This is a genomic window from Treponema sp. TIM-1 (assembly GCF_046533115.1).
In the GTDB taxonomy this organism is placed as follows: Bacteria; Spirochaetota; Spirochaetia; order Treponematales; family Breznakiellaceae; genus JAIRMO01.
On the sequence record NZ_JAJQRC010000042.1, the window covers coordinates 1 to 26,236 of the forward strand.

Sequence of the window (26,236 nt, forward strand, 5' to 3'; positions counted from 1 at the left end):
GAATCCGGTCCACCAGCAATAACAGCGACAGGGCGTCCCGGTATCGGCTCAGGTCCTCAAAGCCGTATTTGTTTAACTCCACCAACTCATAGTTGAACGAGGGAATATAATCGCCAAAGACGTCTTTCAGGGCGGTACGGTCGGCGAAGTTCCGGGCGGCGGTCCAGGGGGCGGGGCCGTCGTAGAAGATCAAGGGGAGGACCGGGGGATAACGGAAGTCCCTGGTGGAGGTAAGGCCGGGGTGCTCCCGGTTGACCTCCTTCTCGTACTTATCCAGGACCAGGGTGATGTACTGGAGCATCTTGAAGGGGGCGCGGAAATTGACCTGGGATTCGTGTTCGACGATGGCGATGACGAAGAGGGGCGGATTATTTTTGAGGGAGATCCGTTTAACGGTATCGGAATCCCGGTTTTCGAGCAGAAGGGGGAGGAAACGTTCACTGACATCTTCGATATCGTCCGGGGAGAGGGCGTTGAAGATGGGGAGGGGGAGAAAGCGGAGGAGGAAGTCGACAAAGAGGCGGTGGTCGTCGAGGATGAGTTTAAAGCTGTTATCTTTCGGTTTATGGATAGCCATGAAATACCTCCTGGAGTAATAAGGCACGGGGATGCAGGGTGCTTTAGTTTTGGGGAAAAAATTGAGGAAAAAGGGAGGAGAGAGGAGGTAGAAGTTAGGAGAGGGTGGGGTTGTTGATTCTTGCCGCTTGCGGTGGAGAATTCCGGGGGCCCGTCCCCGCTTATGGCCGATTAGGCTATGATCGAAGCGCTTGTTCTACCCGGGCAAGGTCCGATTGAAGCTGCCGGTTTCCGGGTAATTCCGCCAAGCCATCCATGATAACCCGGAGGGCGTCATGGTATTTCTTTCCATTAAAAAGGTCCACAAAGTGGTTGTGAATTTCCGCGACACGGTTTGAACGGAAAACCTGGAGGGCATTATCCAGCCGGGAGTTTCTGCCGTAATGTTTCACCGCCGTCTCCAGAAAATTCAGGGCCGGCCGCCAGCCTTGTTCGGCGGCCAGGAGTTCCCCTTCTTTAAGGAGGACAAAGGTCCGCAGTTCCTCTACCCGGACCGGGGACAGGACGTTTTGGGTGTCGTTGATGGCCCGGAGGCTGGCTTCGGCTTCCGAAACAGTCCGTACCCGGGAACTCTGGTGGACCAGCTCCGCGTCGGTGATGAGGGCGCTTAGGCGGTCCATGTTGCGCTGGCTGAGGGTGGAGGCATGGACGGCCAGGACGCGCTTGGCCTCGGTGAACTGCTGGGAGCGGATGAGCTTGACCAGGAAGTTATTCAGCGCCCCATAGGTAAATTCTTCCCAGCGCGCATGGGGGTACCGTTTCCCGGCAAGGGCGGCCCACTGGAGGGCCTCATCCTCTTTACCTGCCTTTACCAGGGAGACGCCGAAGTTGAGGAGCCGGTCCAGAAGGTCCTGTTCGGGATCGGCAAAAAAGGGAGATGAAACCGGGTGGGGCCGCTGGGAAAGGAGGGCCGTCCGGTTCAGGGCCAGGGATACCGAACCGCCGTAGTTGCCCCGGGTTTCCAGATCGAAGATGCGGTTGGTAAAGATCAGGGAGATGAGTTCCAGGGGGCTCAGGTCGGCCCGATCCCGGTAATTTCGGGCGGGCACATAGGCAAAACCGGTGAGGCGGCCAAACTCATTGTGGAATTCCCGGCGGCTGCCGGGATCAAAGCCGTAGGGGTTGGTGGTTTCCACATCTATGGTCTCTTTTCCCGCCCGGACGGTGACAAAGGCATGATCCCGGGTCATAACCCCCCAGCCCTCAAGCCCCTGGGAAGCGGCGAGGATCACATACAGGACCGCCGAAGACACACAGTTATACCGGCCGTCGACAAAAATCCCGTCCAGGCGGGTCTGACGATCCGAATATCTTTTGAGCAGCTTATGGTGGATATAACTGAGAATAAATTCACCCCGGGCCCGGGGATCTGCAGGCAGGGAGGGAGCGGCTTTCAGTTCCTCCGCCGCGGCGCGGATGCGATTCATCGACTGGGTTCCGGTGCCGTCCCCGGAAGCCCACAGGGCTATCTGAGCAAGCTCCTGCCAGGAATAGGGGCGGGAAGCGCCCAGGCGGGCGTATATCAGGGCCTGATGATCCGGATCAAGGCCGGGAAAAACGCTTCCCGTGACCGGAGACTGGGCCTCCAGCCGGGTCCATCCCAGCAGTCCGAAAAAAAGCACGGCAACGGTTAGTACCTGCATTGACTTATCAATACTCCCTCTCATACTATAAAATAGTATATTTTATAAATAAAGAAAGGAGAAGCCATGGATTATTTGGACGCCGATCTGCTTATCCTGGGGGCCGGTCCTGCGGGGCTTACCGCGGCCCAATACGGCGCCCGGGCGAATTTGAAGGTCCTGGTGATCGAACAACTTGCCCCGGGGGGGCAGGCCCTGCTCATCGATAAACTTGAAAATTATCCCGGCAATATCGGGGAAAAATCCGGCTTTGAGATCTCCCAGGATATGCACCGTCAAGCGGAACTTTTTGGGGCGGTTTTTCTGACCGAAACCGTAACGGCCCTGGAAAAAGAGGGGGAAATCTTCAAAATAACCCTGGGAAACAACGAAACCCGCCGGGGACTGGGGGTGATAATCGCCACCGGTTCCAAATACCGTACCCTGGATATTCCCGGAGAAAAGGAATTTTACGGCCGGGGAGTTTCCTATTGCGCTACCTGTGACGGGCCTTTTTTTAAAAACAAAAAAATAATGGTGGTCGGCGGGGGGGACGCGGCCTGTGATGAAGCCCAGTTCCTCTCCCATTTGTCGGACCAGGTGGTGCTTGTCCACCGGCGGGAACGATTCCGGGCCCAACGGGCCCTGGCCGAGCGGGTGCTTCATAATCCCGGTATTGAAACCCGGTTTAATACCCGGCCTTTGGAGATCCGAGGGCAGGGCAAGGTGACATCGGTGGTGTTGGAAAACACCGAGACCGGAAAAAAATACGAGGAAGGGGTGGAGGGGATTTTTATTTTTGCGGGGACCCTTCCCCAAAGCGCCCTGGCCGCCGGGGTGGAAAAGGACGAAAACGGGTATATCATCACCAATCAGAACATGGAAACCTCGGTACCGGGGCTTTTTGCCGCCGGTGATGTCCGGGCCAGCCCCTTCCGGCAGGTCGTGGTTGCCGCCGGGGAAGGGGCTATTGCGGCTCATCGCGCCGCAGGGTATATTGATAGGATAAAGGGTGAATCCTATCTATGAGCCGCTGTTGGGGAATTCTGCTGTCGCTACTTTTTCTGTACCTAAGCCCGGGGCAAAGGCTTTTTACCCTCACCTTTGCCGGTCCGGGGTCCCCTGAAACCCTGGCGGCGGTCCTGGCCGAAGCAATGTCCGACGAGGAAGCCCTGGCCCAGACCTTTATGCTCGGCTGGGTGGGGGCCGAACCTTCTCCCCTGATCATGGACTGGATCCGGGACCGAAATATCGGCGGGGTCAAGATATTCGGCTGGAATACCGAAGACACCCGAAAACTGGCGGAAACCGTGGGCGCCCTCCAGCGGACGGCCCTGGAAACCAGGCTGAACATCCCCCTCCTCGTGGCCACGGACCAGGAAGGGGGGTGGATCCGGCATGTAAAGGGGTCCACCAGCGAAACCCCGGGGAATATGGCCATAGGCGCCTCGGGTTATCCCCAGGATGCCTATTACGCGGGGTACTATATCGGCCGGGAACTGGCGGTGCTGGGGATCAACATGAATTTCGCCCCCACGGTGGATCTCTATACCAACCGGGATTCCTCCCTTATCGGTACCCGGGCCTTTGGCGAAGACCCGGTGCTGGCCGGGATTTTGGGGGCGGCCTTTGTCAAAGGGCAAAAGGCGGCGGGGATCATCGCCACCGCCAAACATTACCCCGGACACGGAGACACGGACCTGGACTCCCATGGGGTGCTGCCCCGGATCAACGCGACCGTCGAGGCGCTTTGGGAACGGGAACTCATCCCCTACCGGCTCCTGGCCCGGGAGGGGATCCCCGCCATCATGAGCGGCCACCTGGCCTTTCCCAATACCCAGGCGGGCATGACCCCCGCTTCCCTTTCCCCCTGGTTTTTACAGGACATACTCCGGGAGCGGATCCGTTACCGGGGATTGATCATCACCGATGATCTGATGATGAACGGCGCCACCGCCAGCGCGGGAAGTGTCTCCCAGGCGGCAAAACAGGCCCTGCTTGCGGGTAACGATATCATCATGTTTTCTTCCACCCCCCATCTGAACGATCGGGTGTGGACCTATCTGGTTGCCTCCATGAAGGAGGATCCCGGCTTTAAGAAGCGGGTGCGGGACGCGGCCCGGCGGGTGCTGGAAACGAAACTCACCTACCTCCGGGGAGAAAACGCGGTTCCCTATATACCGGATCTCCGGAAGGTCGCGGCCAACCTGCCCGATCCGGAGGGGACGGCCTTTTTCCTGGACTTGGCGGCCCGGAGCGTTACCATCCTGTCCGGGGAGGGGCTTTTTCCGTTAACCCCGGAAAAGGCCGGGCAGGTGCTGCTGGCGGGGAACTATACGGATTTTTTTACCACCGGAAGAACCGCCTTTCCCGGCGCCCGTTCCTACTGGTATTCCCCTGGGGGTATCGCGGAATTACAGGATTATGCCCGGGATGTGGATACGATTATTTTTTGTCTTTCGGATCAGGAGGGATTAACCATACTGAAAAGCCTGGAAGCCCTGAAAAAGCGGGTGATCGTTTTTTCCGTTTTAAGTCCGGTCAACCTGGACCGGGTTTCCTGGGTCGAGGGAGCCGTGGCGGTTTACAGTTATGCCCCGGAGTCGTTTATTGCGGGATTTTCCGTCATCCTGGGGAGGATCCCCGCCCAGGGAAGACTTCCCTTCCCCCGGGAAGCCAAACAGGCTTCAGTTTCCCGGTAACAATATGCAAAAATTTATTCCCCGGCACCGGAATCTAACGAGAAGAAAAAACCTCCGCTGGGATAAAATAGGCCCGCAAACCATGGGAGAAACCGTGGCGTTTTTAAGGGCCCGGGAGATCCACTGTGTAACCGCCTGCGCAAAATTCATCAGCCGGGACGGCAGCCGGGATCATGTGTGGGCGCTGCGGGAAGAGGATGGAACTATCTCCGCCCTGATCCTCCATTCCGGACGGACCCTGTTCCCGGTATTTGACCGGCCTACCCATATCCCGGTTCCCTACTTTATGAGCCGGTTTTTGAGAAAAGTTCCCATTCACGCCATCCAGGGCTGTGGGAATGATACCCACATGCTGGAATACGCCCTTACCGGGCTGGGGTATACCTGCGTGGACCGGATCGACTATGACCTTATGACCCTGGACCGGCAGCCAAACTCCGAGGCCCTCAAGGCCGGTCCCGCGGGACTGATATTGCGGAAACCCGAAGCCTCCGACCAGGACGCCCTCTACCTGCTCCAGGCTGCCTATGAGAAGGAGGAGGTCCTTCCCCGGGGGGCGATCTTTAACCCCGCGGCCTGCCGGCGTTCCGTGGAGCGGATCATTGCCGACGAATACATCCTGGCCGCCGAGCTGGAGGGCCGCATTGTGGGAAAGATCAACACCAATGCCCTGTCCTTCTCCCGGTACCAGATCGGGGGGGTGTATGTACATCCCCATTACCGGGGCCGGGGTATTGCCGTCTCCATGGGGGCCGCCTTTGCCCGGTTTTTAATCGCCGAGGGCTGGGGGCTTTCCCTGTTTGTAAAAAAACGGAACCCCGCGGCCCGGGCGGTCTACGGCCGGATTGGGTTCGCCGTGGCGAGTGATTACCGGATAAGTTACTATTAGGCAATGGGGAATAATTTACCACGAACCACACGAACACCACGAACGAAGAGGAAGAAACGGGAAGAGAATTTAACCACAAAGGCGCAGAAGGCGAGGAAGGAAGGAAGAGTTAAGAGAGGAGTGAGGAAGAACCACCTGGCACCGGGAGAGAATTCAAGGACATTCCTCACTCCTAATTCCTCTCTCTCTTAATTCCCTACCTTTTTCGCCTTCTTCGCCTTCGTGGTGAATTTCTTACTATTGTTCGTGAGGTTCGTGTAGTTCGTGGTTAATCTTGAGATTTGTGTGGTTCGTGGTTTTTTTCCGGTCCTCCCTGGGCACAGCCGCATTGTAATATTTTATCCTAAAGCGTATACTCTCTAATATATTGGCTGCCTGCTTGACCGGCACGGCCGGTCTTTCAACAGTATGGTCCTGTCGGACCAGGGGATTTTAAAAAGTACCGGTGGTTGAGGATATATGATATACCATCAAGTATACACGATTATGGATTGGGGCCCGGCGGTCACTAAACTTATTTTGGATTTGGAGAAAAAGTTACCTGCCCTGCCCATTGATGCCGCCAGCTTTGCCGTATCGGTCAAACGCTTCGATCCCCGGAACACCGAGGCTGCGCTGATTGACGAGGGCAGCCGAAAGATTAAAATCATCTTTGTTTCCGATGCCCAGGGGAACAAAACGGACAGCGGGACCCATATAACCCTGGAACTGGCCTGTGGTCCGGCGGATTCCCTCGGTTCGCCGATGAACTCCTACAAGGCCAGAAACGCCTGGATCGATTGCCACTACCGGATTGTCCAGAAGAAGCGGGTGGCGGACATTTCGGATCTGATCGCGGATAAACCCGGTAAAACCCATAAGCCCCAGCTGGAAAAATTCAATTTTAGCGGAAAAATCAAATATCATGACCGGGAATACGGCGAAGTACCCTTGACCTATGCGGATTATATTCCCCCTGGGGCCCATGAAGGCTCAAAGCTCCCCCTGATTATATGGCTCCACGGCCTGGGGGAAGGGGGGACCGATGCGAGCCTGCCGGTTTCGGCCAATAAGGCCTGTCATTTTGCCAGCCCCGAGATTCAGGCCTATTTTGGGGGGGAGGCCTATGTGCTGGCCCCCCAGGCCCCCACCTTCTGGATGGATATGGTCAACCTGGATCCCCGGGATGCGGGAAATGAAACCCTCAATGCCAGTAAATACACCCGGGCGTTGAAAAACCTTTTTGACCACTATATAGCGGCCAATCCCGGGATTGACCGGCAGCGTATCTATATCGGGGGGTGTTCCAACGGCGGATTTATGACCCAGGTGTTGATCATGGCCTATCCGGAACTGTTTGCCGCGGCCTTTCCGGTTTGTTCCACCGCCATAGACAGCCGGATTACGCACAAACAATTACTGAGCATACGCCATCTGCCGATATGGTTTGTCAATGCCGCATCGGATCCGGTGGTTCCCGCCCCTAAAAATTCCCTGGGCACCTATGACCGGCTGGTTAAGCTGGAAGCGCCCCAGGTTTATTATAGTTATCCCCGGAATATATATGATAAAAGCGGTCTTTATACGAAAAAAGACGGTTCGCCCTATGTATATCCCGGCCATTGTTCCTGGATCTATGTGTATAATAACTGGTTGACCCAGTATATTCATGGTAAAGAAATAAGCCTTATGGAGTGGCTTGCATCGCAAAGAAAAAAATGAGTTTTTTATACGAAACCCACCTGCACACCTGTCAGTCCAGCGCCTGTGGAGTATCCGAAGGGCATGAATATATCCGGAACTATTTGGCCCTGGGATATACCGGAATTATGGTAACGGATCATTTTTTTAACGGCAATACCCGGATAAACCGGAGCCTGCCCTGGAAGGAATGGGTGACCCGCTTTTGCCGGGGCTATGAAGATACCCGGCGGGCGGGGGAACGGCTGGGGCTGGATGTGTTCTTCGGCTGGGAGGAAACCTTTGACGGGGACGATTACCTTATCTACGGCCTGGATAAGGAATGGCTCCTGGAACACCCCGAAGCGGCCCATTGGACCCGCCGGGAACAATACGAAACGGTAAATTTGTACGGGGGTTGTGTGGTTCAGGCCCATCCCTTTCGGCAGCACTACTACATTGACTGTATCCATCTGTCCACCGGCTGTGTGGACGCGGTGGAAGCGGCCAATGGGGGCAATCAGGACCCATCCTATGATGCCCTGGCGCTGGCTTACGCCCAGCGGCTGGGCCTTCCAATAACCGCGGGTTCGGATATTCACCACATCGATCAGTGCCAAACCGACGCCATGTATGGGGTATATCTGGATAAAAAAATGACTTCGATAAACGACTATGTGCGGGCCATTAAAACCCATACCCTGGCGGGAATTCGGACCACCCCGGGGCGCTGTGATCTGCGGGGGGATGAAATCATCCGGCTGCCGGTGGACATCCGGGACGCCCGGGACCGCAGCACCCGGCAGGATATCGGGGAATTATTGGGGTACCGCGAACCCGTGAAAAAATAGGGCGGAACGTTACCCCAGTTCCACGGACCGCCTGAAGGCGGCGTCCACCGCGTTCATCACGATACCCCGGAAACCGGCCTGCTCCAGGGCGGCAATCCCGGCAATGGTGGTACCCCCCGGGGAAGCCACCATGTCCTTAAGTTCCCCCGGATGCCGGCCCGTTTCTTTGACCATGGCCGCCGCGCCCAGAACCGTCTGGGCCGCATAGGCCAGGGCTTTGTCCCGGGGAAGTCCCGCCCGGACGCCGCCGTCGGCCAGGGCCTCGATAAAGATATAGCCAAAGGCCGGGCCTGACCCGGAAAGACCGGTGACCGCGTCCAGATATTTTTCCTCCAGCCGGTCCACCTGGCCGGAATTGGCCAGGAGCCGCTCCAGTTCGGCGATCCGGTCTTCCCCTACTTCGGCAGCGGCCGCAAGGACGATCATCCCCTGGGAGATCAGGGCGGGGGTATTGGGCATGATACGGATCACCGGCTGACCGGGACATTCCAATTCGGCGCTTATGCGGCTAATGCTAAACCCCGCGGCCATGGAAACCAGGGTTACGGGCTTGTGCAAAGCCCCCCGTTCTTTTACCGCCCCTTTTATCTCCTGGAGCACCCCGGGAAGCGCCTGGGGCTTTACCGCGAGGAAGACAAAATCCCCCTTTTGTACCGCCTCGATATTGGAAGCAAAAACCCCGGCCCCCAGGGCTTTGGCCGCCTCCGCCGCCTTGGGCTTATCCACATCGGTAAAGCCCAGATGCTCACCGCCGATGATCCCCGCGGCCCCCCGCATCAGGGCCCTTCCCATGTTTCCGCTGCCTATACAGGCGATGGTGGTACTCATTTTTTCCTCCCGGGCAATTCCAAAACCCCCATGGGTTTTGGGCCCTGTTCTCTGCAGTTTTTCCCGCCGGTTTACACCAAAAAAGCCGTTCCCCGCTGGGTTCCGGCGGCAAGGGCTTCCAACACCTTGGGTTTTCCCCCATGGGCGAGGATCATGGGGATGCCGTAGGACATCACCCGCTGGGCGGCATCGAGTTTGGTGGCGATTCCCCCGGTACCAAAACTATTGGTACCGCCGATACTGATCTTGCCGCGGACCTGGGTTATATCCCGGACTTCGTCCACCAGCTCCGCATCGGGATGCGCCTTGGGGTTTTTATCATAGAGCCCGTCGATATCGCTGAGGAGGATCAGGAGGTCCGCGCTCCAGAGTACCGCTGATTGGGCCGCCAGGGTATCGTTGTCGCCAATCTTGATCTCCTCCACCGCTACGGTATCGTTTTCGTTGATTATGGGAACTATCCCCTCGTCCACCAGGGTAAAAAGGGTATTCCGCATGTTCAAGGTACGGATGGGATCGCCAAAATCGTCCTGGGTTAAGAGGATCTGGCCGATCCGCAGATCATGGGTCCCAAAGGCCCGGCGCCAGGCGCCCATAAGTTCCACCTGTCCCACGGCACAGAGGGCCTGTTTATAGTGGATATCCGCTTTACGGGCCCATTTTTCCATGGTAGAAAGACCTGCCGCCTGGGCGCCGGAAGAGACGATGACTATCTGTTTACCCCCCCGGATAAAACCGGCGGCTCCGGCGGCATATTCATCCAGAAACGCCAGATTTATCCGGCCGTCCCGGTCCGCGAGGATATTGGAACCGAATTTTATGACGATCTTACGGGCATCCGCTATCAAGTGGGGTATCATAACATCCTTACTGGGCAAGCCGGTTTACGCCGCAGCTTTTTTTGAAGCCGGCTTTGGAATTTCAGGGCCGTATCTGCCCCTGACCGCTTATACGATACTTTATCGTGGTCAAGGCTTCAAGTCCCATGGGCCCCCGGGCGTGGAACTTCTGGGTGCTTATCCCCAATTCCGCGCCGAAGCCAAATTCACCGCCATCGGTAAACCGGGTGGAAGCGTTGGTGTAGACGCAGGCCGCGTCTACCCGGCGGACAAATTCTTCCGCCGCCCGGAGGTCGTTGGTGATGATGGCCTCGGAGTGTTTGGTCCCATAACGGTTGATGTGGGCAATGGCCTCGGCACGGGAATCAACGGTTTTAACCGCCAGGATGTAATCCAGGAATTCGGTTTCCCAGTCTTCGGGGAGGGCGTCCGTGAGGAGCAGGCCCGGGGGGAGGGGGCCCACCGCGGCCCGGGAGGGGCCGTCGCAGCGGAGCTCGGCCTTGCCCGCAAGCCGGGCAGCCAGGGGGGGCAAGAGGAGGGCGAGGGCGTCCCGGTGGACCAGAAGGGTTTCCACGGCGTTACAGGCCCCGGGTTTTTGGAGTTTGGCGTTTTCGATGATATCCACCGCCCGGGCGATATCGGCGCTGGGTTCCACGTAGATGTGGCAGTTTCCCTCCCCGGTCTCGATCACCGGAACCCGGGCATGATCCACCACATGGCGGATCAGGTCCCTCCCGCCCCGGGGGATGACCACGTCCAGCCGGCCCCGGGCCGTTAAAATCCGGTCCACCTCGTCCCGGTTCCCCGAATCCGCCAGGGCTATCGCATCCGGGATGCCGCCGCCTGCTTCCAGGCCCGCCTTGAGGGCCCCCACCAGGGCCCGGTTCGATTCCAGGGCCGCCTGGGACCCCCGAAGGAGGATGGCATTCCCCGCCTTATAAGCGAGGCTCGCGGCGTCGGCGGTAACATTGGGGCGGGATTCGTAGATGATCGCGGCCACCCCCAGGGGCACCGTGATCTGCTCTACCAACAGCCCGTTGGGTAAGGTCCACCCCGCCCGGACCCTGCCGATGGGATCTTCCTGGCGGATTACGGTGCGGATCCCTTCAATAATACTATCGATCCGTTTTTCGTTGAGGAAAAGCCGGTCTACCAGGGCTTCCTTCATACCGCCGGAACGGGCCTTTTCCACATCAACCCCATTGGCCCGGAGGATCTCCCCCCGGCGGGCGTCGATGAACTCCGCCGCGGCCCCCAGGGCGGCGTCTTTTTTTTGCCGGTCCTCCAGGGCTAGTTGCTCCTGGGCCTGTTTAAGGGAATCAAAGAGTTGATCCAAATCATGCACCGTCTGCTCCAAAAAACCGGGGCCCTTTCCAAAACCGAAGCTTCGGGACCCCAGGGTTTAAAAATTGACACGGTAAAACCGCTTCTGCTATACTCTCCGGGTAATACGGTTAAACCCAACCGGGATTTGAAATTGTCTCTATCATACCGTATATTGGTAAGGATGGGAATTGTGTATCGATGGACCCTTTTATTATGGGTGGTATTTTTTATGGTTTTGGTCTCTTGTACCACCCGGGGTCCCCCGATAACCGTACCTGTCCCCGTAATTCCCGAGCCCCCAAAAGAAATCCCGCCCCCAGCGGCGATTCCGGAACCTCCACCGGCGCTGGTATCGATTGACGAGGCGGTGAAAAAGGTCAAGGCCAATTCCCCGGAAATAATCAAATCCGTTGCCGCTGATTCGGTGGAGCATATCACGGTCTTGGGGGAGCTAAACGGGTACCGGGTGGTTTATGATCTGCGGAACGCGGTAAGCCTGGATGAGCGGCGGTTTTTGGTGGCCTTTTCCGTGGAAGATCCCCTCCGGAATGAACGGCGGGAGGATTCCTTCTTTTGGACCCCCGAGGCGGATAACGCGGGGATATTACTTTCCATGGATGACAACTACCACGATGACTGGAAAGCGTACTTCGATCTTTTTGACCGGTACGGGGCAAAAATAACCTTTTTTGTTCAGGGGGAATTGTGCCCCTTCTGCCGGGAAGCCCGGGACCGGGGCCACGATATCGGGTACCATACCAGGAACCATCTCAACCTGACCAAGGTCTCGCCGGAGGTGTTTCGCTCCGAGACCCTCTCGGGGCTTGATGATTTCCGGAGCGCGGGGATCCCGCTGCATGCCTTTGCCTATCCCTACGGCCTTTCGGAACCCTGGATGATCGAGACCCTTTCCACGGCCTTCGGCCTGCAGCGGGGATATGGGGTACGTTTTCATATCTACCGGAAGGAAAAAATCAACGGGTACATCGCTTCCACGGCCCTGGACAATATCCTTTTTAAAGAGGATAGTCAATTTGAACAGGATCTGTTCTTCATGCTTTTTACCACTAAATTTTTGGGGAAGGACCACATCGCCTCCTTTACCACCCATGATATTTCCGATACCGCCCAGTGGGGTATTAAACCGGCGCGGCTGGAATATCTTTTTAAAATCATGCAGGAATTTAACCTGAAATTTTACCGTTTCAGCGATCTTACGGAGGAGGCGTTAGCCCGGGCCGATTATGAACCTTGAGAGGAACCAGCTATGTTGACACCCAAAATAGAACCCAGGATAAAGCAATACCTGGAATTTCTGAAATTGAACCGGTACCGGGAAGTGGCGGCCCTCAATTTTGAAACCTTTGAAACGGATAAGACCTTCCGCAGCCCCCCCGAGCCGGCAGCATGGGAAAAAATAACCAGTCCCTACCCATACGGGAAACCCTGGTGTTGTTCCTGGTTCAAGGCGGTCTTCCGCTGTCCCGGCAATGCCGCCTACCCCCTGTTCCTGCGGGTCATACCCAATACCGATTCCCTGGTATTTATCGACGGAAAACCCCAGGGCGCCTTTAATCCCTTTCATAAAAAGGTAAAGGTAGCGGATGACGGCCGGGAACATACCCTGCATATAGAAGCCTATGCCGGCCATCCCTATCCGGGTTGTCATCCCGGCGAGGGAGGACGGATTATGCTCACCCTGGGGAGGCAGATCAAGGACTATCCCAATACCTTTGAGGGCGGCGCCCTGGTGGAACGGATAGAACCCATCTATTCCCTGTATTACGATGTCAAATGTCTTTTTGAGCTTGCCGGTGTTTTGGAGGGGAATTCATTACGCAAGGCCCGGATCCTGAAAGGGCTCTACGATGCCCTGGGGGAGATCCCCCTGCATACCGAGGGACTGGCGGAAGCGGCGGAAAAGGCCGCTCCTATCCTGCGGCCCCTTTTGGCGGCAAAAAACGGGTCCACCGTGCCGGAGATTCACCTGGTGGGCCATGCCCATATAGACCACGCCTGGCTCTGGCACATCGGGGAAACCGAGCGGAAGGCCGCCCGAACCTATAGCAATATGGTCCGGCTTGCCGAGGAATACCCGGAATTCGTGTTTATCCAGTCCCAGCCCGCCCAGCTTGAAATCATAAAAAACGAATACCCCGGGATCTTTTCCGCGGTAAAGGAAGCCTATCAACGGGGAAACTGGGAGCCCAACGGCGGGATGTGGGTGGAAGCGGATTGCAATATTACCGGGGGTGAATCCCTGATACGGCAATTTTTGGTCGGTAAGGCGGCGAATAAGGAGCTGCTGGGCCATGACAGCGACACCCTCTGGCTTCCCGATGTGTTTGGGTATGCCGCGGCGCTGCCCCAAATCCTGGCGGGCTGCGGGATCAACTACTTTGTCACCAGCAAAATAAGCTGGAACGATACGACCCGGTTCCCCTACGATACCTTTATCTGGCGGGGCATAGACGGCAGCGCCGTCAAAACCCATTACCTTTCCTCCCGGGCCTACGGGTACAACGGCAGGGTAAACCCCGGCAGCCTGGCCGAGTTGTGGGGGGAAATTCAGCATAAGGAGATCCAGTCCGCCGCGATCAACTCCGTGGGGGAGGGAGACGGCGGGGGCGGGACGACCCGGGGGGATCTGGAGATGGCCCGGCGGCTTACCAACCTGGAAGGGGCCCCCAAGGCGGCCTGGAAAAAGGTTTCCGCCGCCCTGGACGCCATTTTCAGCGGCTCCACGGAATGGCCGGAATGGCGGGGGGAGTTATACCTGGAACTGCACCGGGGAACCTATACCACCCAGGCCAAGACCAAGGCCTACAACCGCCGCCTGGAATTCGGCCTGCGGCGTACGGAGCTGTTCTTCACCATCGCGGCCCTGGAGGGCTGGGCTTCCTACCCCCGGGAGGTCCTGCGTGGTTTTTGGAAAAAACTGCTCACCCAGCAATTCCACGACATTATCCCCGGTTCTTCCATAAACCGGGTGTATGTCGAGGCCGAAGCGGAGTATCAAAAAATAGAAACAGGCCTTGCGGAACTTACCGGGAGCCTGCGGCAGCAGGTCCTTGCCCCCCTGGGGGGCGGTCTCGTGCTATTCAATGACCTGTCCTGGGAACGAGAGGATCCGGCGGCGTTTGCCCTTCCCGCCACGGATAAAAACCCGGTTCTGGCGGGGGCGGACGCGGTTTATCCCGCGCAGTTTTACGAGGACCTGGAGGGCAGGGAAAAACTTATCAGCACCCCTAAAATCCCCTCCCTGGGGTGGGCCCATTTTTACCTTGCCGAAGGGGCCGGGGAGGCCTCCCCCTTTACCTTTACCGGCGAAACCCTGGAAACCCCCTTCTACCGGATCCGTTTTGACGACCGGGGCCGCATCGCCGGCCTGATTGACCGCCGCCGGAACCGGGAAATGGTCGCCGCCGGGGGAAAATTCAACCGCTTTATCAGCGCCCAGGACATACCGGTCCTTTGGGACGCCTGGGATATCGACGCCGATTGGACCAGGTTTCAGGAGGATGAGGACCGGCTCATCTCCACCACGACCGCCGACGGCCCGGTATGTTTCCGCCTCCGCCGCACCTACGCCATCGGCCGGGCGTCTGTCCTGGTTCAGGACACCGTGTTTTACGCCGGGAACCCCCGGATCGACTTTGAGACCAAGATCCATTGGCAGGAACAACAACGGCTCCTCAAGGTGGGTTTCGATACCGCCATCGACGCGGTTCAGGTCCGCTGCGAGGTGCAATACGGTCATCTGCTGCGGAACACCCACCGGAACCTGCCCCAGGACAGGGCCAAGTTTGAAATATGCGCCCACAAGTGGATCGCCCTGGAGGAGGAAGGGGGAGGGATCGCCCTGCTGAACAACGGCAAATACGGCCACGACGCAACGGGCGGCCATATGGGGCTCACCTTGCTGCGCTCCCCCATTGCCCCGGACCCCACCGCCGACCGGGGGGAACAGCGTTTTACCTATTCCCTCCTGCCCTTTACCGGGCCCTTTGGGGAAGCGGGCATTGTCCGGGCAGGGTACGAGCTTAACTCCCCAGCCGGGGCGGAAGTTTCGGCGGATGTCAAAGCGCCGGCCTCCGGCAGGGGGAGCGGGGGGTATTCCTTCTTTACCCTGGACGGAAAGGCGGTAGTGGTGGAAAGTGTTAAAGCCCCGGAGGCCCCGGCCCCCACGGGGAGTATCGTGATCCGGCTCTACGAAAGCCTGGGGGGCCGGGTCGAAACAACCCTCCGCTTCTCCCGGGAACTCGCAGCCGCCTGGGTCACGGACATGCTGGAGGCAAACCCCCGGAGCCTTGCGGTTTCGGGAAAAACCCTGGCCCTGGACTTTAGGGGCTTTGAGATCAAGACCCTCCTGGTGAGCTTGGGTTAGCGGTATTGGCAGCTCTGTTACGCAGGAAGCATGGGGTTAACCACGAACCACACAAACCTCACGAACTTTTGCTTCGATATTCCGGAATTTATACCTGAAATCTCTCTTTTGTTCGTGGGAAAGCAGGAAAGAACTATCGGTGAAAATGCCAATTTGTCTTTGTTTCTGTTCGTGTGGTTCGTGACGTTCGTGGTTAAAATCTCTTATTTCTTCTATAATAATATAATTCTTTGATGTTACCGCCTAATAAGAGCTATCGCAGGGTTGCTTTTACAAAGGCCGCGGATTTTTCCGCAAGAGCATCCAAATCAGGATTTTCAATGATGGGCCGCCAAACCCCTATGGCCCGGCCAATGGCCCCGCCTTGGGTCAGGAAGGGTTCCATGACCAGGGGGCCGGTGAATTGGATGTCATCAAGGGCCTGCTTGATTTCCGCCCAGGGCTGCCGGCCCATGCCGGGCGGCTTACGGTTTGGTTCGCCCAGGTGCAGCGCGGCCAGATTTTTTCCCGCCAAACGGATGGCGTCCCCCAGGGAATCTTCTTCTATATTCATGTGAAAAGTATCTAACAGGATATTACAAGCCGGATTATTTACTTCTTTAACATACGCCAGGGCTTCTTCGCAGGTATTGATGAGGAACTGTTCAAAACGGTTAATGACTTCCACATTGAGAAAAACCTGGTGGTCCAGGGCGAAGGGAGCAAGTTCCTTCATGCTTTTAAGGCTTTGTTGAAGCATCGGTTCTTTATGCTCCAGGTTTTCCGGAAAAACCGCGGGCCAGTAACTATGGACGGTCCCGCTGATATTCCCACCGCCCATTTCACCAATGCTGCGGATGATCTTTTTCATAAATTCGACGCCCCGGCGGCGTACGGTTTCATCAAGGGAAGAAAGATCGTATTCTTTTTCCAAGCCCATGCCGTAGGAAAGGGCGATACCTTCTTTGCCGGCCCTTTCTTTTATCTTGAGCCGATAGGCGCTGTCTTTTTCCGCCAAAATTACCGCGTGAAGCTCCAATAGATCAAAGCCTAAACGCTTTACCTTATCGATAAAGGGCAAAAAATCCACATCCCACTCATGGACCCAATATGCGTAATATATTCCTACCGGTCTATACATAGCAATCTCCTTCCCAAGACAGGGGAGCCGGGTTTTCCGGCGTCAAAATTATTCATTAATTATAGTGCACTAATGGTTCTTTTTACCAGTACGTTGTTGTCCTATACAGCAATTCTCAGTTTCAACATTTATACCTATATTCTCTCTTTTGTTCGTGTCTGTTCGAGTGGTTCGTGGTTATTTTAACTGAGAATTACTGCTTGACAGAATCAGGTTATAGTCGCACCATGGGAGGGTAAGCTATGTAAGGGGGAAAATCTATGAAAAAACAAGTTACCGGTATCTTCCTGTTATTGCTGGCCTTGCCCGGTTTTGGGCGGGGAAGTTCCGATCTGGGCGCCCAGGAGCTTAAGGGGGCGGAAAGTATCATCAACCACTATGCGGCCCAGAATTTTGCTGCCGGGGACATTACCAGGGCGGAGTTGGACACGATTCTTGCCGCGGGGGTACGTTCCCCCAGCGCCCGCAACCGCCAGCCCTGGCATTTTACGGTGGTGCGGAACCGGACCCTCGCAAATCAAATCGTTCCGAACATAACCGAGGGGAATATCCTCATCATCATCTCCGCGGCGGGGGACGGAAAAACCAATGGGGCTGAAATTCTGGACTGCGCCCTGGCGACCCAAAGCATATACCTGGCCGCCCAGGCGCTGGGATTGGGTTCCCGAATCTACACCGGTCCCATAAATGCCGTAAACAGCCGCTTTAAGGGCGACCTGGGGCTTCCCAACGGTTACAGCGCCGTGGCCCTGGTACGGATCGGCCGCCTGCCCCCGGGGGCCGACGCGGTGAGCGGCGCCTCCAGCAGAAAGGCGGCGGACAGTATGGTTACGTATAAATAGGGGTGTCGTGCTAAGAGATTTAACCACGAACGACACGAATAACGAGGAAAGAGTGGACTGTGAAATTTGGCACCGAATAGGGTGGTTAGCGGTAATTGGTTGTGAAATTTAACACGGGCTACTTAGGAGGGAGGAGGTAACCACGAAGTACACGAACAGGCGTGGTGCTTTCAAATGAAAGGTTCGTGTTGGTTCGTGGTTAGGTATCACTGTTTTTGGTCAGCGGAGCTTTTCCTCAAAGCGTTCCAGGGCTTTCCCCTGGAGGGGCTTCTCTGCGGGGTTGGTGGGTCCCTGGGCCAGCCGGCGGCGCAGTTCGGCCAGCTCGTCCCGGGAAAAGGACACGCCCCCCAGGATATGCCGCTCAAAGGATTCGCAGCAGCGGGGGGCCACCTTTCGGGTTATGTCAAGGAGGACCTCCGCATAAAGACGGATCTCTTTTTGGGCGTGGGACTCCAGCCTGAGTTCCAAAAAATGGAAGAGGTTATGCAGGTCGATTTGCCAGTATATCTCGGTGTATAACGAGAGGGGCAGGTTGATCCGGGCCAGTTCCCGGGCCAGGTTTTGGCCGATAAGGTCCGTGTAGTCCTTATAGGCCTGTTTTTGCCCCGCCGCAAGGGCGGTCCGGACGGATTCGGCAATGGCGGGGTCGGGGATTTCGTCGGAACGGCCCTGCTTGTTGTCCCCGCTCTGATAGGCGATATCCCCGGGGGTGGGCACGTAAAAATCGTCCTTCATCACCGAATAGCGGCCGGATATTTCATTCAGCCGGGCGGTGCGGTGGCGGATCCACTGGCGGGCCACAAATATGGGGAGTTTGACATGAAAGGTCAACACCACCTGTTCAAAGGGACTGGTATGGCGGTTCCGCAGCAGGTAATCGATGAGTCCCGCATCTTCCCGGTACGTTTTTGTCCCCTCCCCATAGGATACCCGGGCGGATTGCACGATCCGGGCATCCCCCCCTAAATAATCCACCAGCCGGATAAATCCCTTATCCAAAACCGGAAATTCCTTATCCAAGATAGCTTCTGCTTCGGCTATTACACAATGGGCCATGATGTCCTCCAATTTAATGATGGGCGGTTTTAAAACTGCCCCGTCTGATATTTTATAAAGGCCGTTACCGCCCGGCGGGTGGATTCAAAGGCCAGTTCATCCAAATCAACCAAACCGGGCTCTATAAAACGGATATCCGCTATCTCCTTGGGCTCCGGCCGCAGATCCTCCCGCCTGAGGAGCGGGGCCCGGACTGTGAAAAAAAGGTCGCAGGTATTATAGGTGATGTTTTTGTAGGGATAGGTATTGGGAAAGGATGCAAAAAGGACCGGATCCTCCGGGGGGTCCCAGCCTATTTCCTCCCGGCACTCCCGGCGCAGCCCGTCCAGGGCCCCTTCCCCGGGGTCCACAAAGCCCCCGGGAAGGTCCAATTTGCCCCGGGCCGGTTCCTTGGCCCGGACCAGGAGCATAATGGTTTTACCCACGGAAATGACGCAGCCGGTGGCCGCGGCGGTGGTGTGATAATAGGTAAATCCGCAGTCGGGGCAGCGGAACACCCGGTTTCGTTCAAACCGTATGTTTTGAGAAGCGCAGGACGGACAATATCGAAACATGGAATCTCCTCTCTCTAATTGAAAAAGTATTTTCTTTATTATACAATAAATATCATGATTAGTGAATGTTCCTTAATGGTCAGAACCTACGAATGTGACAGTTATGGTCATGTGAACAACGCGGTTTACCTTAATTATCTGGAATTTGCCCGGTATGAATTCCTTAAGGATATACACTTTGATTATCCTTCCATGATTAAGGCGGGTTATGGCGTGTATGTGGCCCGGGTGGAAATTGATTACAAACGGTCCGCCCTGACCGACGACGTACTAACCATCCGTTCATGGCCCATCAAGAAGGGGGCGGTCAGCGGGGTGATAGCCCAGGAGATAAAACGGGGGGAGGATCTGCTGGTCGAGGCAAAGGTTACCTGGGCTTTTGTCGATTCCAAGGGGACACCGGTAAAGCTCCCCGCCGAATGGAACGTACCGGGGCTCAGTCCGGGGAATTTGGGAGGCGCCTAGCACACCCTTCCCTTGTAAGGACAATAAAGAGAATTCGACCACAAAGGCGAAGAAGGCGAAGAAGTAAGTAAGAAGTAAATAAGAAAGAAAAAACAAGGAAAAATTACGTATTTCTTCCCTTTTTCTCATTTAATTGACCGCGCAGCGGTCTACTTTGCGCCTTTGTGGTGAATTTCTTAAATTCTGTATATGTATGGCCGTTTAGTGTTTACAAGGTACCAAGACGGAATACGGGAGCCCCGAGAACGGCCGCTGTATGAGCGGGAAGGTCTTAGGGTGTGGGAAGTCAGGAAATTTGGGACGGTATGATTACAAACGAGAGCGTGAATTTCCATTTATTCTTTATTTTCAAATAATTTACTATTTATCTTTACAAATTCTTTTGATGTTTGTATTACTATATCTTTTATTTTATAATCCTTTGTATTTCGTGTAATAATTCCAAACAAATTTTGTTCTTTTGTCGTATAATATTGTAACCCATCTTCAAAATCACTGAATTTTGAACTTAACGCCATGTCAACAATATTTTCATCGATTGGTAATATTTTTACCAATAACCGTAAATCTTTTAGTTGTTCTTTCGACTTATCATTTCCATTAATTTTTCTTAGAATATAAAAAACATTGGCCAATACAACTGCCGTAGAATACAATTCTATTTTCTTTTTATATGCCCAAGTAAATATTTTTGCAGCATCAGCATAGAATAATGGCCTTTTAGCCAATAAATCCAATATAATATCAGAATCAATGAGCAGTTTTTTATTCATGCTTTTTCTCCAAGAATATATTTTACCCGGTCATCATCTTTGGAAAGTTTTTTTAAATCATTTTCAGATATTATTCCACTTAATTTTTTTACCAGTGGGGGATATTCCTCCTCCTGTGTATTTTCTGATAATAGATTTTTAAAATAATCCTCTACCAATTTGGATAAACTGCGGTTATTATTTTCCGCATATTTTTTTGCGGAATTTATAACCTTTTGATCAAGTTTTAAAGTCAACTTTGTTTCCATAATCGTCTCCCGTACGTATAAATATATTATATAGAATACGTTCATGTCAAGTAATTTTTTAATTTTTCGAAAATTTTTGAGAGACAGGCAAAATTGTACATAACGTTCCGCAGCTTGCAAAAACCGCACAAAGGCCCGTAGGCCGACTGCATTTTTTCGCATTCCGGGCAGCCGTTAGGCGCGCATATAGACCTGTTGTTTTTTCCGCTTTTTAAAAAAATCCCAGAGTATATCCCACCGCAAGTCTTATTCGGTGATGTATTCCTTTAATATTGTCTTCACCATTAACATCACCAGTAAACGGATCTCCGTTTAACTTCGTAATATTCCCATTTAGTACAATATCACATTCATAGTTTAATGTGAAGTAAAAACTTCCTAAATAGTAGCGAACAAATCCGACTGGTGTAATGGAATGATTTGTCATTTTATAACTGTTATATGAAGTAATATTAATATCATATATTTGTGGCGGCATGCCAAAATAAAGATTGGTAAAACCATAACCAACGCCAAAACCTAAGTATAAATTACTCACAACAGATTTTGATATTTCAATATATGGCATAACTCGTAAGCTAACTTGATCTGACAAGTTTTCAACATCATAATGTTCTTGTCCACGCACAAATTCCATCATCGGCTTTCCAAGAAAATCTATGTTTACTCCACCGACCAAGTTAGCATTATCAATAATGCCATCAAGAGAAATTGCAATGCCAGTACCGACGCCAAAATAAAAACCCTTGGCAGAATTAACAAATCCCAATCCTATGTTCTCATCTGACGTATATCCAATCCCTCCATCAAAAAACAAGCCAAAATCATTTTGTGCAAAACAGGCCGCAGCCAATAAAAGCATTAATAAAAACACTATCAGTCGTTTCATTAGAATCTAAACCTCCTTGATTTAGCAGAATCTTCAGTTGACTCGGTAGAATCGTTAATTGATTTAGCAGAATCTTCAAAAAAGGATACATCAAATCGTTCTGAGTATACAATATGCAATGATTCAACTTCTAGTATTTGCAAAGTAAGAATATTATTTGTAATATCGCCAACCATAATATAGGTAACTCCTAGAAAATGTCCGATACGAACCGCAGAATCATCATCAATGTAACCTGAAAATCCAAGTTCTATTTCACTTATCGCTTCCGATATATGCCTTCTGCTAATTAATTTAACATAACCCGCTCTAGCGATACCAGTCTCAATACTGAAAATTATATTTTTCTCTATATCCTCCGTAGTATTATTTATGGCTACTATTGCTAATGAATCCCCTTGATTAAGTATTTCCTGAATACCAGTGCTTACCTCATTTTGAATTTTTCTTAAATAAATTGGTAATCCCCCGGCGTTGCCGGGAGTATTTGACTGTTCATCTTCTTGGGAACCACTGCCAAAGACCTTTAATGCAATCGCCAGGAACAAAAATATGAATAATTTATATTTCATATAACCGCCTTTTATTTGAATTCCCAATATGTTATTCTATCATATACCATAATAATTTGACAAGACTTTTATGCCTGATTTATGGAAGAAAGAGAATTCGACTACAAAGGCCGCAGGCCAAATGGGGTTTTTCGCAGTCCGATCCGCTTACCGGCTTTTAAATTGCTGGGCAGGCAGCTACCAAGCATATACCGTCCTGTTATGTGCGGCGTCTCCTTTTACGCTTCCCTGCTTTTGTTCCTTATTCCAAATAATAAGAAGCGCAATACCGGTATTAACCGTACCATTTCACAAACTATTACGGTTATGCCAAATCCAAAAAACAATAACAAAATATAGTTACAAATCATCGGGAATTTAAATTTTGACATTATGATATAAGCCGCAAACGACATTATGGGAAAATGGGTTAAATACCAAAAGAAACTCCGGCTCTTTATATATTCCATAGCCTTGTTGGTTTGATTTAAATATTGGTGTGAATACCCCAATAGTGCCATCATCATTACCCATGCGTAAAGGTTTATCAGCGGATGCTGCAAATAATTGTCCGCAACAAAACTTTTTCCATAAAAAACATAAACTTCGATGATACCGAGGATTATAGAACTCACCAGTAAAGGAAATCTGAATCTTGTCAGTATCCCAATTATTTTATCTTGTGAAAAAAAGTAATATCCTGTCAAGAAAACAAACAGGTATATTCCATTCCTGAAGGTAATTACAATGTTGAGCAAAAACGATGAACCCCAAAGCGGCAGGGCAAGAAGAAGCAGCACCAGAACATTTGTTTTACCTGCCAGGGTCCACAAACGGTCTCTTCTATCAATTTTTCGGATAATGATTAAAACCATTGAAACAAAAAATAATTCCAGATTAAACCACAAGGGCCCAATCACCAAACATAATATGAGATACTTCATAAAGGCCGGTATATCGTTTCCCTCAAAAACATCAACATACTGATTCGCCACCCAGCCGTTTATCCAGGCCAGTAAAAACATCCCGCCGGCCAACGGTATAAGTAATTTTTGGATCCGTTCTTTTGCGAATTGCTTTTCGCTGCGGGACTGCAGCGCATATCTTGCGCTTATACCGGCCACCAGAAACATGATGGTCATTAACCAGGGGTATATAAAATAGCAAAAACCATCAAAAGCCGGAATGCCGGTGTCGCCTATGTTCTTTGGGACGCCTACGCTGTTAAACAAATAAAAAACATGATATACAACTACCAGCAACACCATAAGTGACCGTATATTATCAATAAAATATTTTCTGGGAAGATTGGCATTTATATTTATCAGAATAGTCTCCCGGTACATTATTTATACAATATTGCACATGTGCGTTTTTTTAGTGTCTACAGGGCGCTATTATGTACAGTACCACGCTTAAAACGTGTGCTTAGTCTTGCCGCCAAACGTATCCTAAGCCCAAACTAAGATTATTTAAACCGTACGAGCTATGGTCAATTTCATCGCCAACAACATATTTGTATTTTGCCTGAACATAGAGATACCACAGCTTTAGATAGAGACCGGCGGATATTGCAAATTTTAATTTATCTTTTTTATCGCCGTTTTCTACCCATATTTTTTCAGAGCCGGATGATGAATTGTTTTCGGAAAATAATTTATACTTCCTTCGATATTCAAAACCAAGCCCGGCATCAGCCCACAATAAGGATTCGACTATATTAATATTAAAACCAAGAATGCAATCCCAACTAAAAGCGGTATTTTCATGCTCATCTATATATTTGTTAGTATTGTTAGCAGTTACGGTGTTTCCATCATACGTGAGGCTTGAGGAACGTTCATGGCCGCTAAAACTGGGGGCGCCAAACTCATTGTCGATAAAAAATGCAGTGGTCGTATTTAACCAACCTAATGAAATACCGATAGGTGAATTCAAAGATCCCAGATATCCTAAATAAAAGCCATTGGGAAAAATACCCAATGCGGTCTTAACCTTTCTGGCCGTTGAATCTCTTTTTGCTTGTGCTTCCAATTCTTTTTGTTTAGCGTACTCTGCTACTTTTGAACCCGGCCAATAGTATTCCATCGCATTGTCGTGCACTATTTTTGTACTGCTTGACCCTAAAATTATCGCAGTTTTGACATCAAGTAATTTAATGCTGAAATTATACGTCTCCCCATCCTCGCTTATTGCACCGGCAACAATAATTTGAGCGCCAATTTTGCTTCCGATTGACACCATGGTCTCATCACTTACTTCTCCGGAATATTGAAATTTTATTTCTTGTTGAATTAAATCGAGTTTACTACGATCCACAAAGGTAATATTTTTTTTATTGCGGACTACATAATCGGGGATCCGTTCCATAACATAGTCCGATAAAGAAATGCTGTCAGATTTTATATTAACAACGGCCAATACGGAATTATTCGGAGCCCGGTCAATTATGTATGCGGATTCTCTTTCAATAGCTTCGTCCAGGGTATCTATGGCATATACGGTCCCCACGGCAAAGCAAAAAAATAAAAGCCAAAGCCATTTGAAAGTGTTTTTCAACATCTGCCACTCCTCTTATGTTATGTTACTCATCGTATAGGGAAATAAAATCAGAAACAAGTATCTTGGTATAAAATTCCAGAGAAATGAGTGAAAAGGGCGAAATTAGGCCCTATGGGGGACTATATGCTATGGGGTTGATTTTGTCAATGATGCTCACGAGGGAGTTTAGCGGCTTGGACTAAGCCCGGCGGGGAATTACGCCCCACTCGCTTACCTGTAGAGTCCGCGTCCGCAGCCCGTGACCGGTCTGTTACCGCGGGGAATTCCAGAGTCGCGAGCGGGGCGTAATTCCCCGCCGGGCTTCGCCGGCAAGGGGCTAAACTGCCGGTTGTTGGGGGGTAAGAGGCCGCCAGCTGTATTGGGCGGAGGGGGCCTTAGCCGGTAAGGGGTTAAAGGCCGGTTACCGGGTAGAGAAGGTCCCTCCCGTCCGATGGACGGGAGGGGGTTGGTCTCGTTAAAACCCGGGCAGGCCGGGTTTTTGGTGTTAGTTACTCGTGCGGGAGGAAAGTTAATCTGCCTGCCAGCCGTAGTCACCACTACTACCACCGTCAGGATTTTGGATCCAGGTATAGGTGCCCGATGCTATGGGTTTTGTCTGTCCAGGTGTAAGTCCCGATCCTGTTACCGCGGTGCTACCGTCGTTCTTAAAGAAATATAGATAGGTACTGCCCTCAGAGAAACCCGAGGTATTATTATCGGTAAGAGTAAGCTTGGGAGGATTAGTACCAAGGGATGTGAGATCGCCCGTTAACGGAGCATTAGCAGCAATATCGCAGCCCCCCAAAAGAATAGCAGCGCCTGTCGCGACAATTAACTCGGCATCCTTGTTAATCGTCAGCGATTGGGTGCCGCTGGCCCCTTTCTTAAAATACATATCATCACCTGATGGGTTTACGTTATTAAGGGTTGCTACACCGGCCAGGATAAGTTCGGTGTTGTTATACGTAAAACTCCCGCTGGTAAGCCGAAACAGGGCTGCATTGGTTGTACCGACAAAGGGATGGGCGGTATCACCATCAACGATTACTGTACCGCCGGCGCTAACGGTGTTTGTCCCGTTTCCGCCAATACGGACGCCTGCCCCAGCCTGAACAGTGGCGCCATCCGCAATGGTAACCGTGCCGTTGTTTGTGCCGGTGACGCCGGGGAGCAGGGTGTAGGTACCCTCCACCGTAACAGTTCCCGTAGCGGCATTATTAATAGTTGCACCGGCCTGCACGGTAAAATCTTCTTCCACCACAATGGTTCCCCCGGCCTCGTTAGTAATAGTTGCACCGGTCGATACGGTAAAGTCTTCCGCCAGTATAAGGGTTGCACCGGACTGCACCTTAATGGTTGCGCCGGCGGGAACGGTGACGGAGGAACTAACGGTCACGGGAGTGCCGGAGGCGGGAATTTGGACCTCGTCGCCAACCGCCAGGGCGCCGCCGCCTAGTGCGGCGGCCAGGTTCTTGGCGGCCTGGGCCTTGCTGACGGTGCCACCGATGACGCCGTCGC

The 26,236-nt window shown here is 52.6% G+C and carries 24 protein-coding genes; 9 read left to right on the plus strand and 15 right to left on the minus strand.

Annotated features, from left to right (window positions below; translation table 11 throughout):
* On the minus strand, positions 1 to 577 hold a 577-nt coding region (locus LQZ21_RS12430), incomplete at its 3' end, for an Rpn family recombination-promoting nuclease/putative transposase (RefSeq protein ID WP_411044836.1).
* A 175-nt stretch (positions 578 to 752) separates the two neighbouring features.
* Positions 753 to 2,243: a hypothetical protein gene (locus LQZ21_RS12435; protein ID WP_411044837.1), complete on the minus strand. Its 1,491-nt coding sequence runs from the start codon at positions 2,241 to 2,243 to the stop codon at positions 753 to 755.
* A 42-nt stretch (positions 2,244 to 2,285) separates the two neighbouring features.
* Here LQZ21_RS12435 and trxB point away from each other — a divergent pair, with 42 nt between their 5' ends.
* The 5 genes from trxB to LQZ21_RS12460 all read left to right on the plus strand — a co-directional run bounded on the left by trxB (position 2,286) and on the right by LQZ21_RS12460 (position 8,299).
* Positions 2,286 to 3,227: a thioredoxin-disulfide reductase gene (trxB, locus tag LQZ21_RS12440; RefSeq protein WP_411044838.1), complete on the plus strand. Its 942-nt coding sequence runs from the start codon at positions 2,286 to 2,288 to the stop codon at positions 3,225 to 3,227.
* Positions 3,224 to 4,900 (plus strand): glycoside hydrolase family 3 protein, encoded by a 1,677-nt coding sequence (locus tag LQZ21_RS12445; RefSeq protein ID WP_411044839.1) that lies wholly within the window; start codon positions 3,224 to 3,226, stop codon positions 4,898 to 4,900. Before trxB ends, LQZ21_RS12445 begins: the two co-directional genes overlap by 4 nt.
* A 4-nt stretch (positions 4,901 to 4,904) precedes the next feature.
* Positions 4,905 to 5,789 carry a GNAT family N-acetyltransferase gene (locus tag LQZ21_RS12450; protein ID WP_411044840.1) on the plus strand — a complete coding sequence of 295 codons (885 nt, stop codon included), beginning with the start codon at positions 4,905 to 4,907 and terminating at the stop codon, positions 5,787 to 5,789.
* Positions 5,790 to 6,248: 459 nt separating this feature from the next.
* The gene (locus LQZ21_RS12455; protein ID WP_411044841.1) at positions 6,249 to 7,490 is read left to right on the plus strand and encodes a prolyl oligopeptidase family serine peptidase; all 1,242 of its coding nucleotides are present in this window, start codon (positions 6,249 to 6,251) and stop codon (positions 7,488 to 7,490) included.
* Positions 7,487 to 8,299 (plus strand): PHP domain-containing protein, encoded by an 813-nt coding sequence (locus LQZ21_RS12460; RefSeq protein ID WP_411044842.1) that lies wholly within the window; start codon positions 7,487 to 7,489, stop codon positions 8,297 to 8,299. Before LQZ21_RS12455 ends, LQZ21_RS12460 begins: the two co-directional genes overlap by 4 nt.
* A 9-nt stretch (positions 8,300 to 8,308) precedes the next feature.
* On the opposite strand, the gene proC is transcribed toward LQZ21_RS12460, so the two are convergent.
* The 3 genes from proC to LQZ21_RS12475 all read right to left on the minus strand — a co-directional run bounded on the left by proC (position 8,309) and on the right by LQZ21_RS12475 (position 11,311).
* Positions 8,309 to 9,127 carry a pyrroline-5-carboxylate reductase gene (gene proC, locus LQZ21_RS12465; RefSeq protein WP_411044843.1) on the minus strand — a complete coding sequence of 273 codons (819 nt, stop codon included), beginning with the start codon at positions 9,125 to 9,127 and terminating at the stop codon, positions 8,309 to 8,311.
* Positions 9,128 to 9,198: 71 nt separating this feature from the next.
* The gene (proB, locus tag LQZ21_RS12470; RefSeq protein WP_411044844.1) at positions 9,199 to 9,987 is read right to left on the minus strand and encodes a glutamate 5-kinase; all 789 of its coding nucleotides are present in this window, start codon (positions 9,985 to 9,987) and stop codon (positions 9,199 to 9,201) included.
* 61 nt (positions 9,988 to 10,048) lie between these two features.
* Positions 10,049 to 11,311, minus strand: a complete 1,263-nt coding sequence (locus tag LQZ21_RS12475) for a glutamate-5-semialdehyde dehydrogenase (RefSeq protein ID WP_411044845.1) — start codon at positions 11,309 to 11,311, stop codon at positions 10,049 to 10,051.
* Positions 11,312 to 11,473: 162 nt separating this feature from the next.
* Between LQZ21_RS12475 and LQZ21_RS12480 the strand changes: the two genes are divergently transcribed.
* Both LQZ21_RS12480 and LQZ21_RS12485 read left to right on the plus strand, forming a co-directional pair.
* Positions 11,474 to 12,547 carry a polysaccharide deacetylase family protein gene (locus tag LQZ21_RS12480; RefSeq protein ID WP_411044846.1) on the plus strand — a complete coding sequence of 358 codons (1,074 nt, stop codon included), beginning with the start codon at positions 11,474 to 11,476 and terminating at the stop codon, positions 12,545 to 12,547.
* Positions 12,548 to 12,559: 12 nt separating this feature from the next.
* A complete protein-coding gene (locus LQZ21_RS12485; protein ID WP_411044847.1) occupies positions 12,560 to 15,679 on the plus strand; it encodes an alpha-mannosidase in 3,120 nt (1,039 codons plus the stop codon).
* 253 nt (positions 15,680 to 15,932) lie between these two features.
* Here LQZ21_RS12485 and LQZ21_RS12490 read toward each other — a convergent pair whose 3' ends face one another.
* Positions 15,933 to 16,799 (minus strand): D-psicose 3-epimerase, encoded by an 867-nt coding sequence (locus LQZ21_RS12490; RefSeq protein WP_411044848.1) that lies wholly within the window; start codon positions 16,797 to 16,799, stop codon positions 15,933 to 15,935.
* 260 nt (positions 16,800 to 17,059) lie between these two features.
* On the opposite strand from LQZ21_RS12490, the gene LQZ21_RS12495 reads away from it, so the two are divergent.
* A complete protein-coding gene (locus LQZ21_RS12495) occupies positions 17,060 to 17,641 on the plus strand; it encodes a nitroreductase family protein (RefSeq protein WP_411044849.1) in 582 nt (193 codons plus the stop codon).
* Positions 17,642 to 17,860: 219 nt separating this feature from the next.
* On the opposite strand, the gene thyX is transcribed toward LQZ21_RS12495, so the two are convergent.
* Positions 17,861 to 18,697 (minus strand): FAD-dependent thymidylate synthase, encoded by an 837-nt coding sequence (gene thyX, locus LQZ21_RS12500; RefSeq protein ID WP_411044850.1) that lies wholly within the window; start codon positions 18,695 to 18,697, stop codon positions 17,861 to 17,863.
* Positions 18,698 to 18,726: 29 nt separating this feature from the next.
* A complete protein-coding gene (locus LQZ21_RS12505; RefSeq protein ID WP_411044851.1) occupies positions 18,727 to 19,251 on the minus strand; it encodes an NUDIX hydrolase in 525 nt (174 codons plus the stop codon).
* A 54-nt stretch (positions 19,252 to 19,305) separates the two neighbouring features.
* Between LQZ21_RS12505 and LQZ21_RS12510 the strand changes: the two genes are divergently transcribed.
* Positions 19,306 to 19,716 (plus strand): acyl-CoA thioesterase, encoded by a 411-nt coding sequence (locus tag LQZ21_RS12510; RefSeq protein ID WP_411044852.1) that lies wholly within the window; start codon positions 19,306 to 19,308, stop codon positions 19,714 to 19,716.
* Between the two features lie 335 nt (positions 19,717 to 20,051).
* On the opposite strand, the gene LQZ21_RS12515 is transcribed toward LQZ21_RS12510, so the two are convergent.
* The 7 genes from LQZ21_RS12515 to LQZ21_RS12545 all read right to left on the minus strand — a co-directional run.
* Entirely contained in the window at positions 20,052 to 20,489 is a 438-nt protein-coding gene (locus LQZ21_RS12515) for a PIN domain-containing protein (protein WP_411044853.1), read from the minus strand.
* Entirely contained in the window at positions 20,486 to 20,737 is a 252-nt protein-coding gene (locus LQZ21_RS12520) for a DUF6364 family protein (RefSeq protein WP_411044854.1), read from the minus strand. Before LQZ21_RS12520 ends, LQZ21_RS12515 begins: the two co-directional genes overlap by 4 nt.
* A gap of 211 nt (positions 20,738 to 20,948) precedes the next feature.
* Positions 20,949 to 21,626 carry a hypothetical protein gene (locus LQZ21_RS12525; protein WP_411044855.1) on the minus strand — a complete coding sequence of 226 codons (678 nt, stop codon included), beginning with the start codon at positions 21,624 to 21,626 and terminating at the stop codon, positions 20,949 to 20,951.
* Positions 21,626 to 22,198: a hypothetical protein gene (locus LQZ21_RS12530; protein ID WP_411044856.1), complete on the minus strand. Its 573-nt coding sequence runs from the start codon at positions 22,196 to 22,198 to the stop codon at positions 21,626 to 21,628. The genes LQZ21_RS12525 and LQZ21_RS12530 overlap by 1 nt, the downstream gene beginning before the upstream one ends.
* A 218-nt stretch (positions 22,199 to 22,416) precedes the next feature.
* Entirely contained in the window at positions 22,417 to 23,523 is a 1,107-nt protein-coding gene (locus tag LQZ21_RS12535) for an acyltransferase family protein (protein WP_411044857.1), read from the minus strand.
* An 82-nt stretch (positions 23,524 to 23,605) separates the two neighbouring features.
* Positions 23,606 to 24,739 carry a hypothetical protein gene (locus tag LQZ21_RS12540; protein WP_411044858.1) on the minus strand — a complete coding sequence of 378 codons (1,134 nt, stop codon included), beginning with the start codon at positions 24,737 to 24,739 and terminating at the stop codon, positions 23,606 to 23,608.
* A 508-nt stretch (positions 24,740 to 25,247) separates the two neighbouring features.
* Positions 25,248 to 26,236, minus strand: a 989-nt coding sequence (locus tag LQZ21_RS12545; RefSeq protein ID WP_411044859.1) for a hypothetical protein, incomplete at its 5' end; no start/stop codon positions are given.

What these genes read in the sequence shown, in the direction of transcription:
- LQZ21_RS12435 (WP_411044837.1), bottom strand. Translation starts at nt 2,243, where the DNA reads ATGAGAGGGAGTATTGATAAGTCAATGCAGGTACTAACCGTTGCCGTG.
- trxB (WP_411044838.1), top strand. Translation starts at nt 2,286, where the DNA reads ATGGATTATTTGGACGCCGATCTGCTTATCCTGGGGGCCGGTCCTGCG.
- LQZ21_RS12445 (WP_411044839.1), top strand. Translation starts at nt 3,224, where the DNA reads ATGAGCCGCTGTTGGGGAATTCTGCTGTCGCTACTTTTTCTGTACCTA.
- LQZ21_RS12450 (WP_411044840.1), top strand. Translation starts at nt 4,905, where the DNA reads ATGCAAAAATTTATTCCCCGGCACCGGAATCTAACGAGAAGAAAAAAC.
- LQZ21_RS12455 (WP_411044841.1), top strand. Translation starts at nt 6,249, where the DNA reads ATGATATACCATCAAGTATACACGATTATGGATTGGGGCCCGGCGGTC.
- LQZ21_RS12460 (WP_411044842.1), top strand. Translation starts at nt 7,487, where the DNA reads ATGAGTTTTTTATACGAAACCCACCTGCACACCTGTCAGTCCAGCGCC.
- proC (WP_411044843.1), bottom strand. Translation starts at nt 9,127, where the DNA reads ATGAGTACCACCATCGCCTGTATAGGCAGCGGAAACATGGGAAGGGCC.
- proB (WP_411044844.1), bottom strand. Translation starts at nt 9,987, where the DNA reads ATGATACCCCACTTGATAGCGGATGCCCGTAAGATCGTCATAAAATTC.
- LQZ21_RS12480 (WP_411044846.1), top strand. Translation starts at nt 11,474, where the DNA reads ATGGGAATTGTGTATCGATGGACCCTTTTATTATGGGTGGTATTTTTT.
- LQZ21_RS12485 (WP_411044847.1), top strand. Translation starts at nt 12,560, where the DNA reads ATGTTGACACCCAAAATAGAACCCAGGATAAAGCAATACCTGGAATTT.
- LQZ21_RS12490 (WP_411044848.1), bottom strand. Translation starts at nt 16,799, where the DNA reads ATGTATAGACCGGTAGGAATATATTACGCATATTGGGTCCATGAGTGG.
- LQZ21_RS12495 (WP_411044849.1), top strand. Translation starts at nt 17,060, where the DNA reads ATGAAAAAACAAGTTACCGGTATCTTCCTGTTATTGCTGGCCTTGCCC.
- thyX (WP_411044850.1), bottom strand. Translation starts at nt 18,697, where the DNA reads ATGGCCCATTGTGTAATAGCCGAAGCAGAAGCTATCTTGGATAAGGAA.
- LQZ21_RS12505 (WP_411044851.1), bottom strand. Translation starts at nt 19,251, where the DNA reads ATGTTTCGATATTGTCCGTCCTGCGCTTCTCAAAACATACGGTTTGAA.
- LQZ21_RS12510 (WP_411044852.1), top strand. Translation starts at nt 19,306, where the DNA reads ATGATTAGTGAATGTTCCTTAATGGTCAGAACCTACGAATGTGACAGT.
- LQZ21_RS12515 (WP_411044853.1), bottom strand. Translation starts at nt 20,489, where the DNA reads ATGAATAAAAAACTGCTCATTGATTCTGATATTATATTGGATTTATTG.
- LQZ21_RS12520 (WP_411044854.1), bottom strand. Translation starts at nt 20,737, where the DNA reads ATGGAAACAAAGTTGACTTTAAAACTTGATCAAAAGGTTATAAATTCC.
- LQZ21_RS12525 (WP_411044855.1), bottom strand. Translation starts at nt 21,626, where the DNA reads ATGAAACGACTGATAGTGTTTTTATTAATGCTTTTATTGGCTGCGGCC.
- LQZ21_RS12530 (WP_411044856.1), bottom strand. Translation starts at nt 22,198, where the DNA reads ATGAAATATAAATTATTCATATTTTTGTTCCTGGCGATTGCATTAAAG.
- LQZ21_RS12535 (WP_411044857.1), bottom strand. Translation starts at nt 23,523, where the DNA reads ATGTACCGGGAGACTATTCTGATAAATATAAATGCCAATCTTCCCAGA.
- LQZ21_RS12540 (WP_411044858.1), bottom strand. Translation starts at nt 24,739, where the DNA reads ATGTTGAAAAACACTTTCAAATGGCTTTGGCTTTTATTTTTTTGCTTT.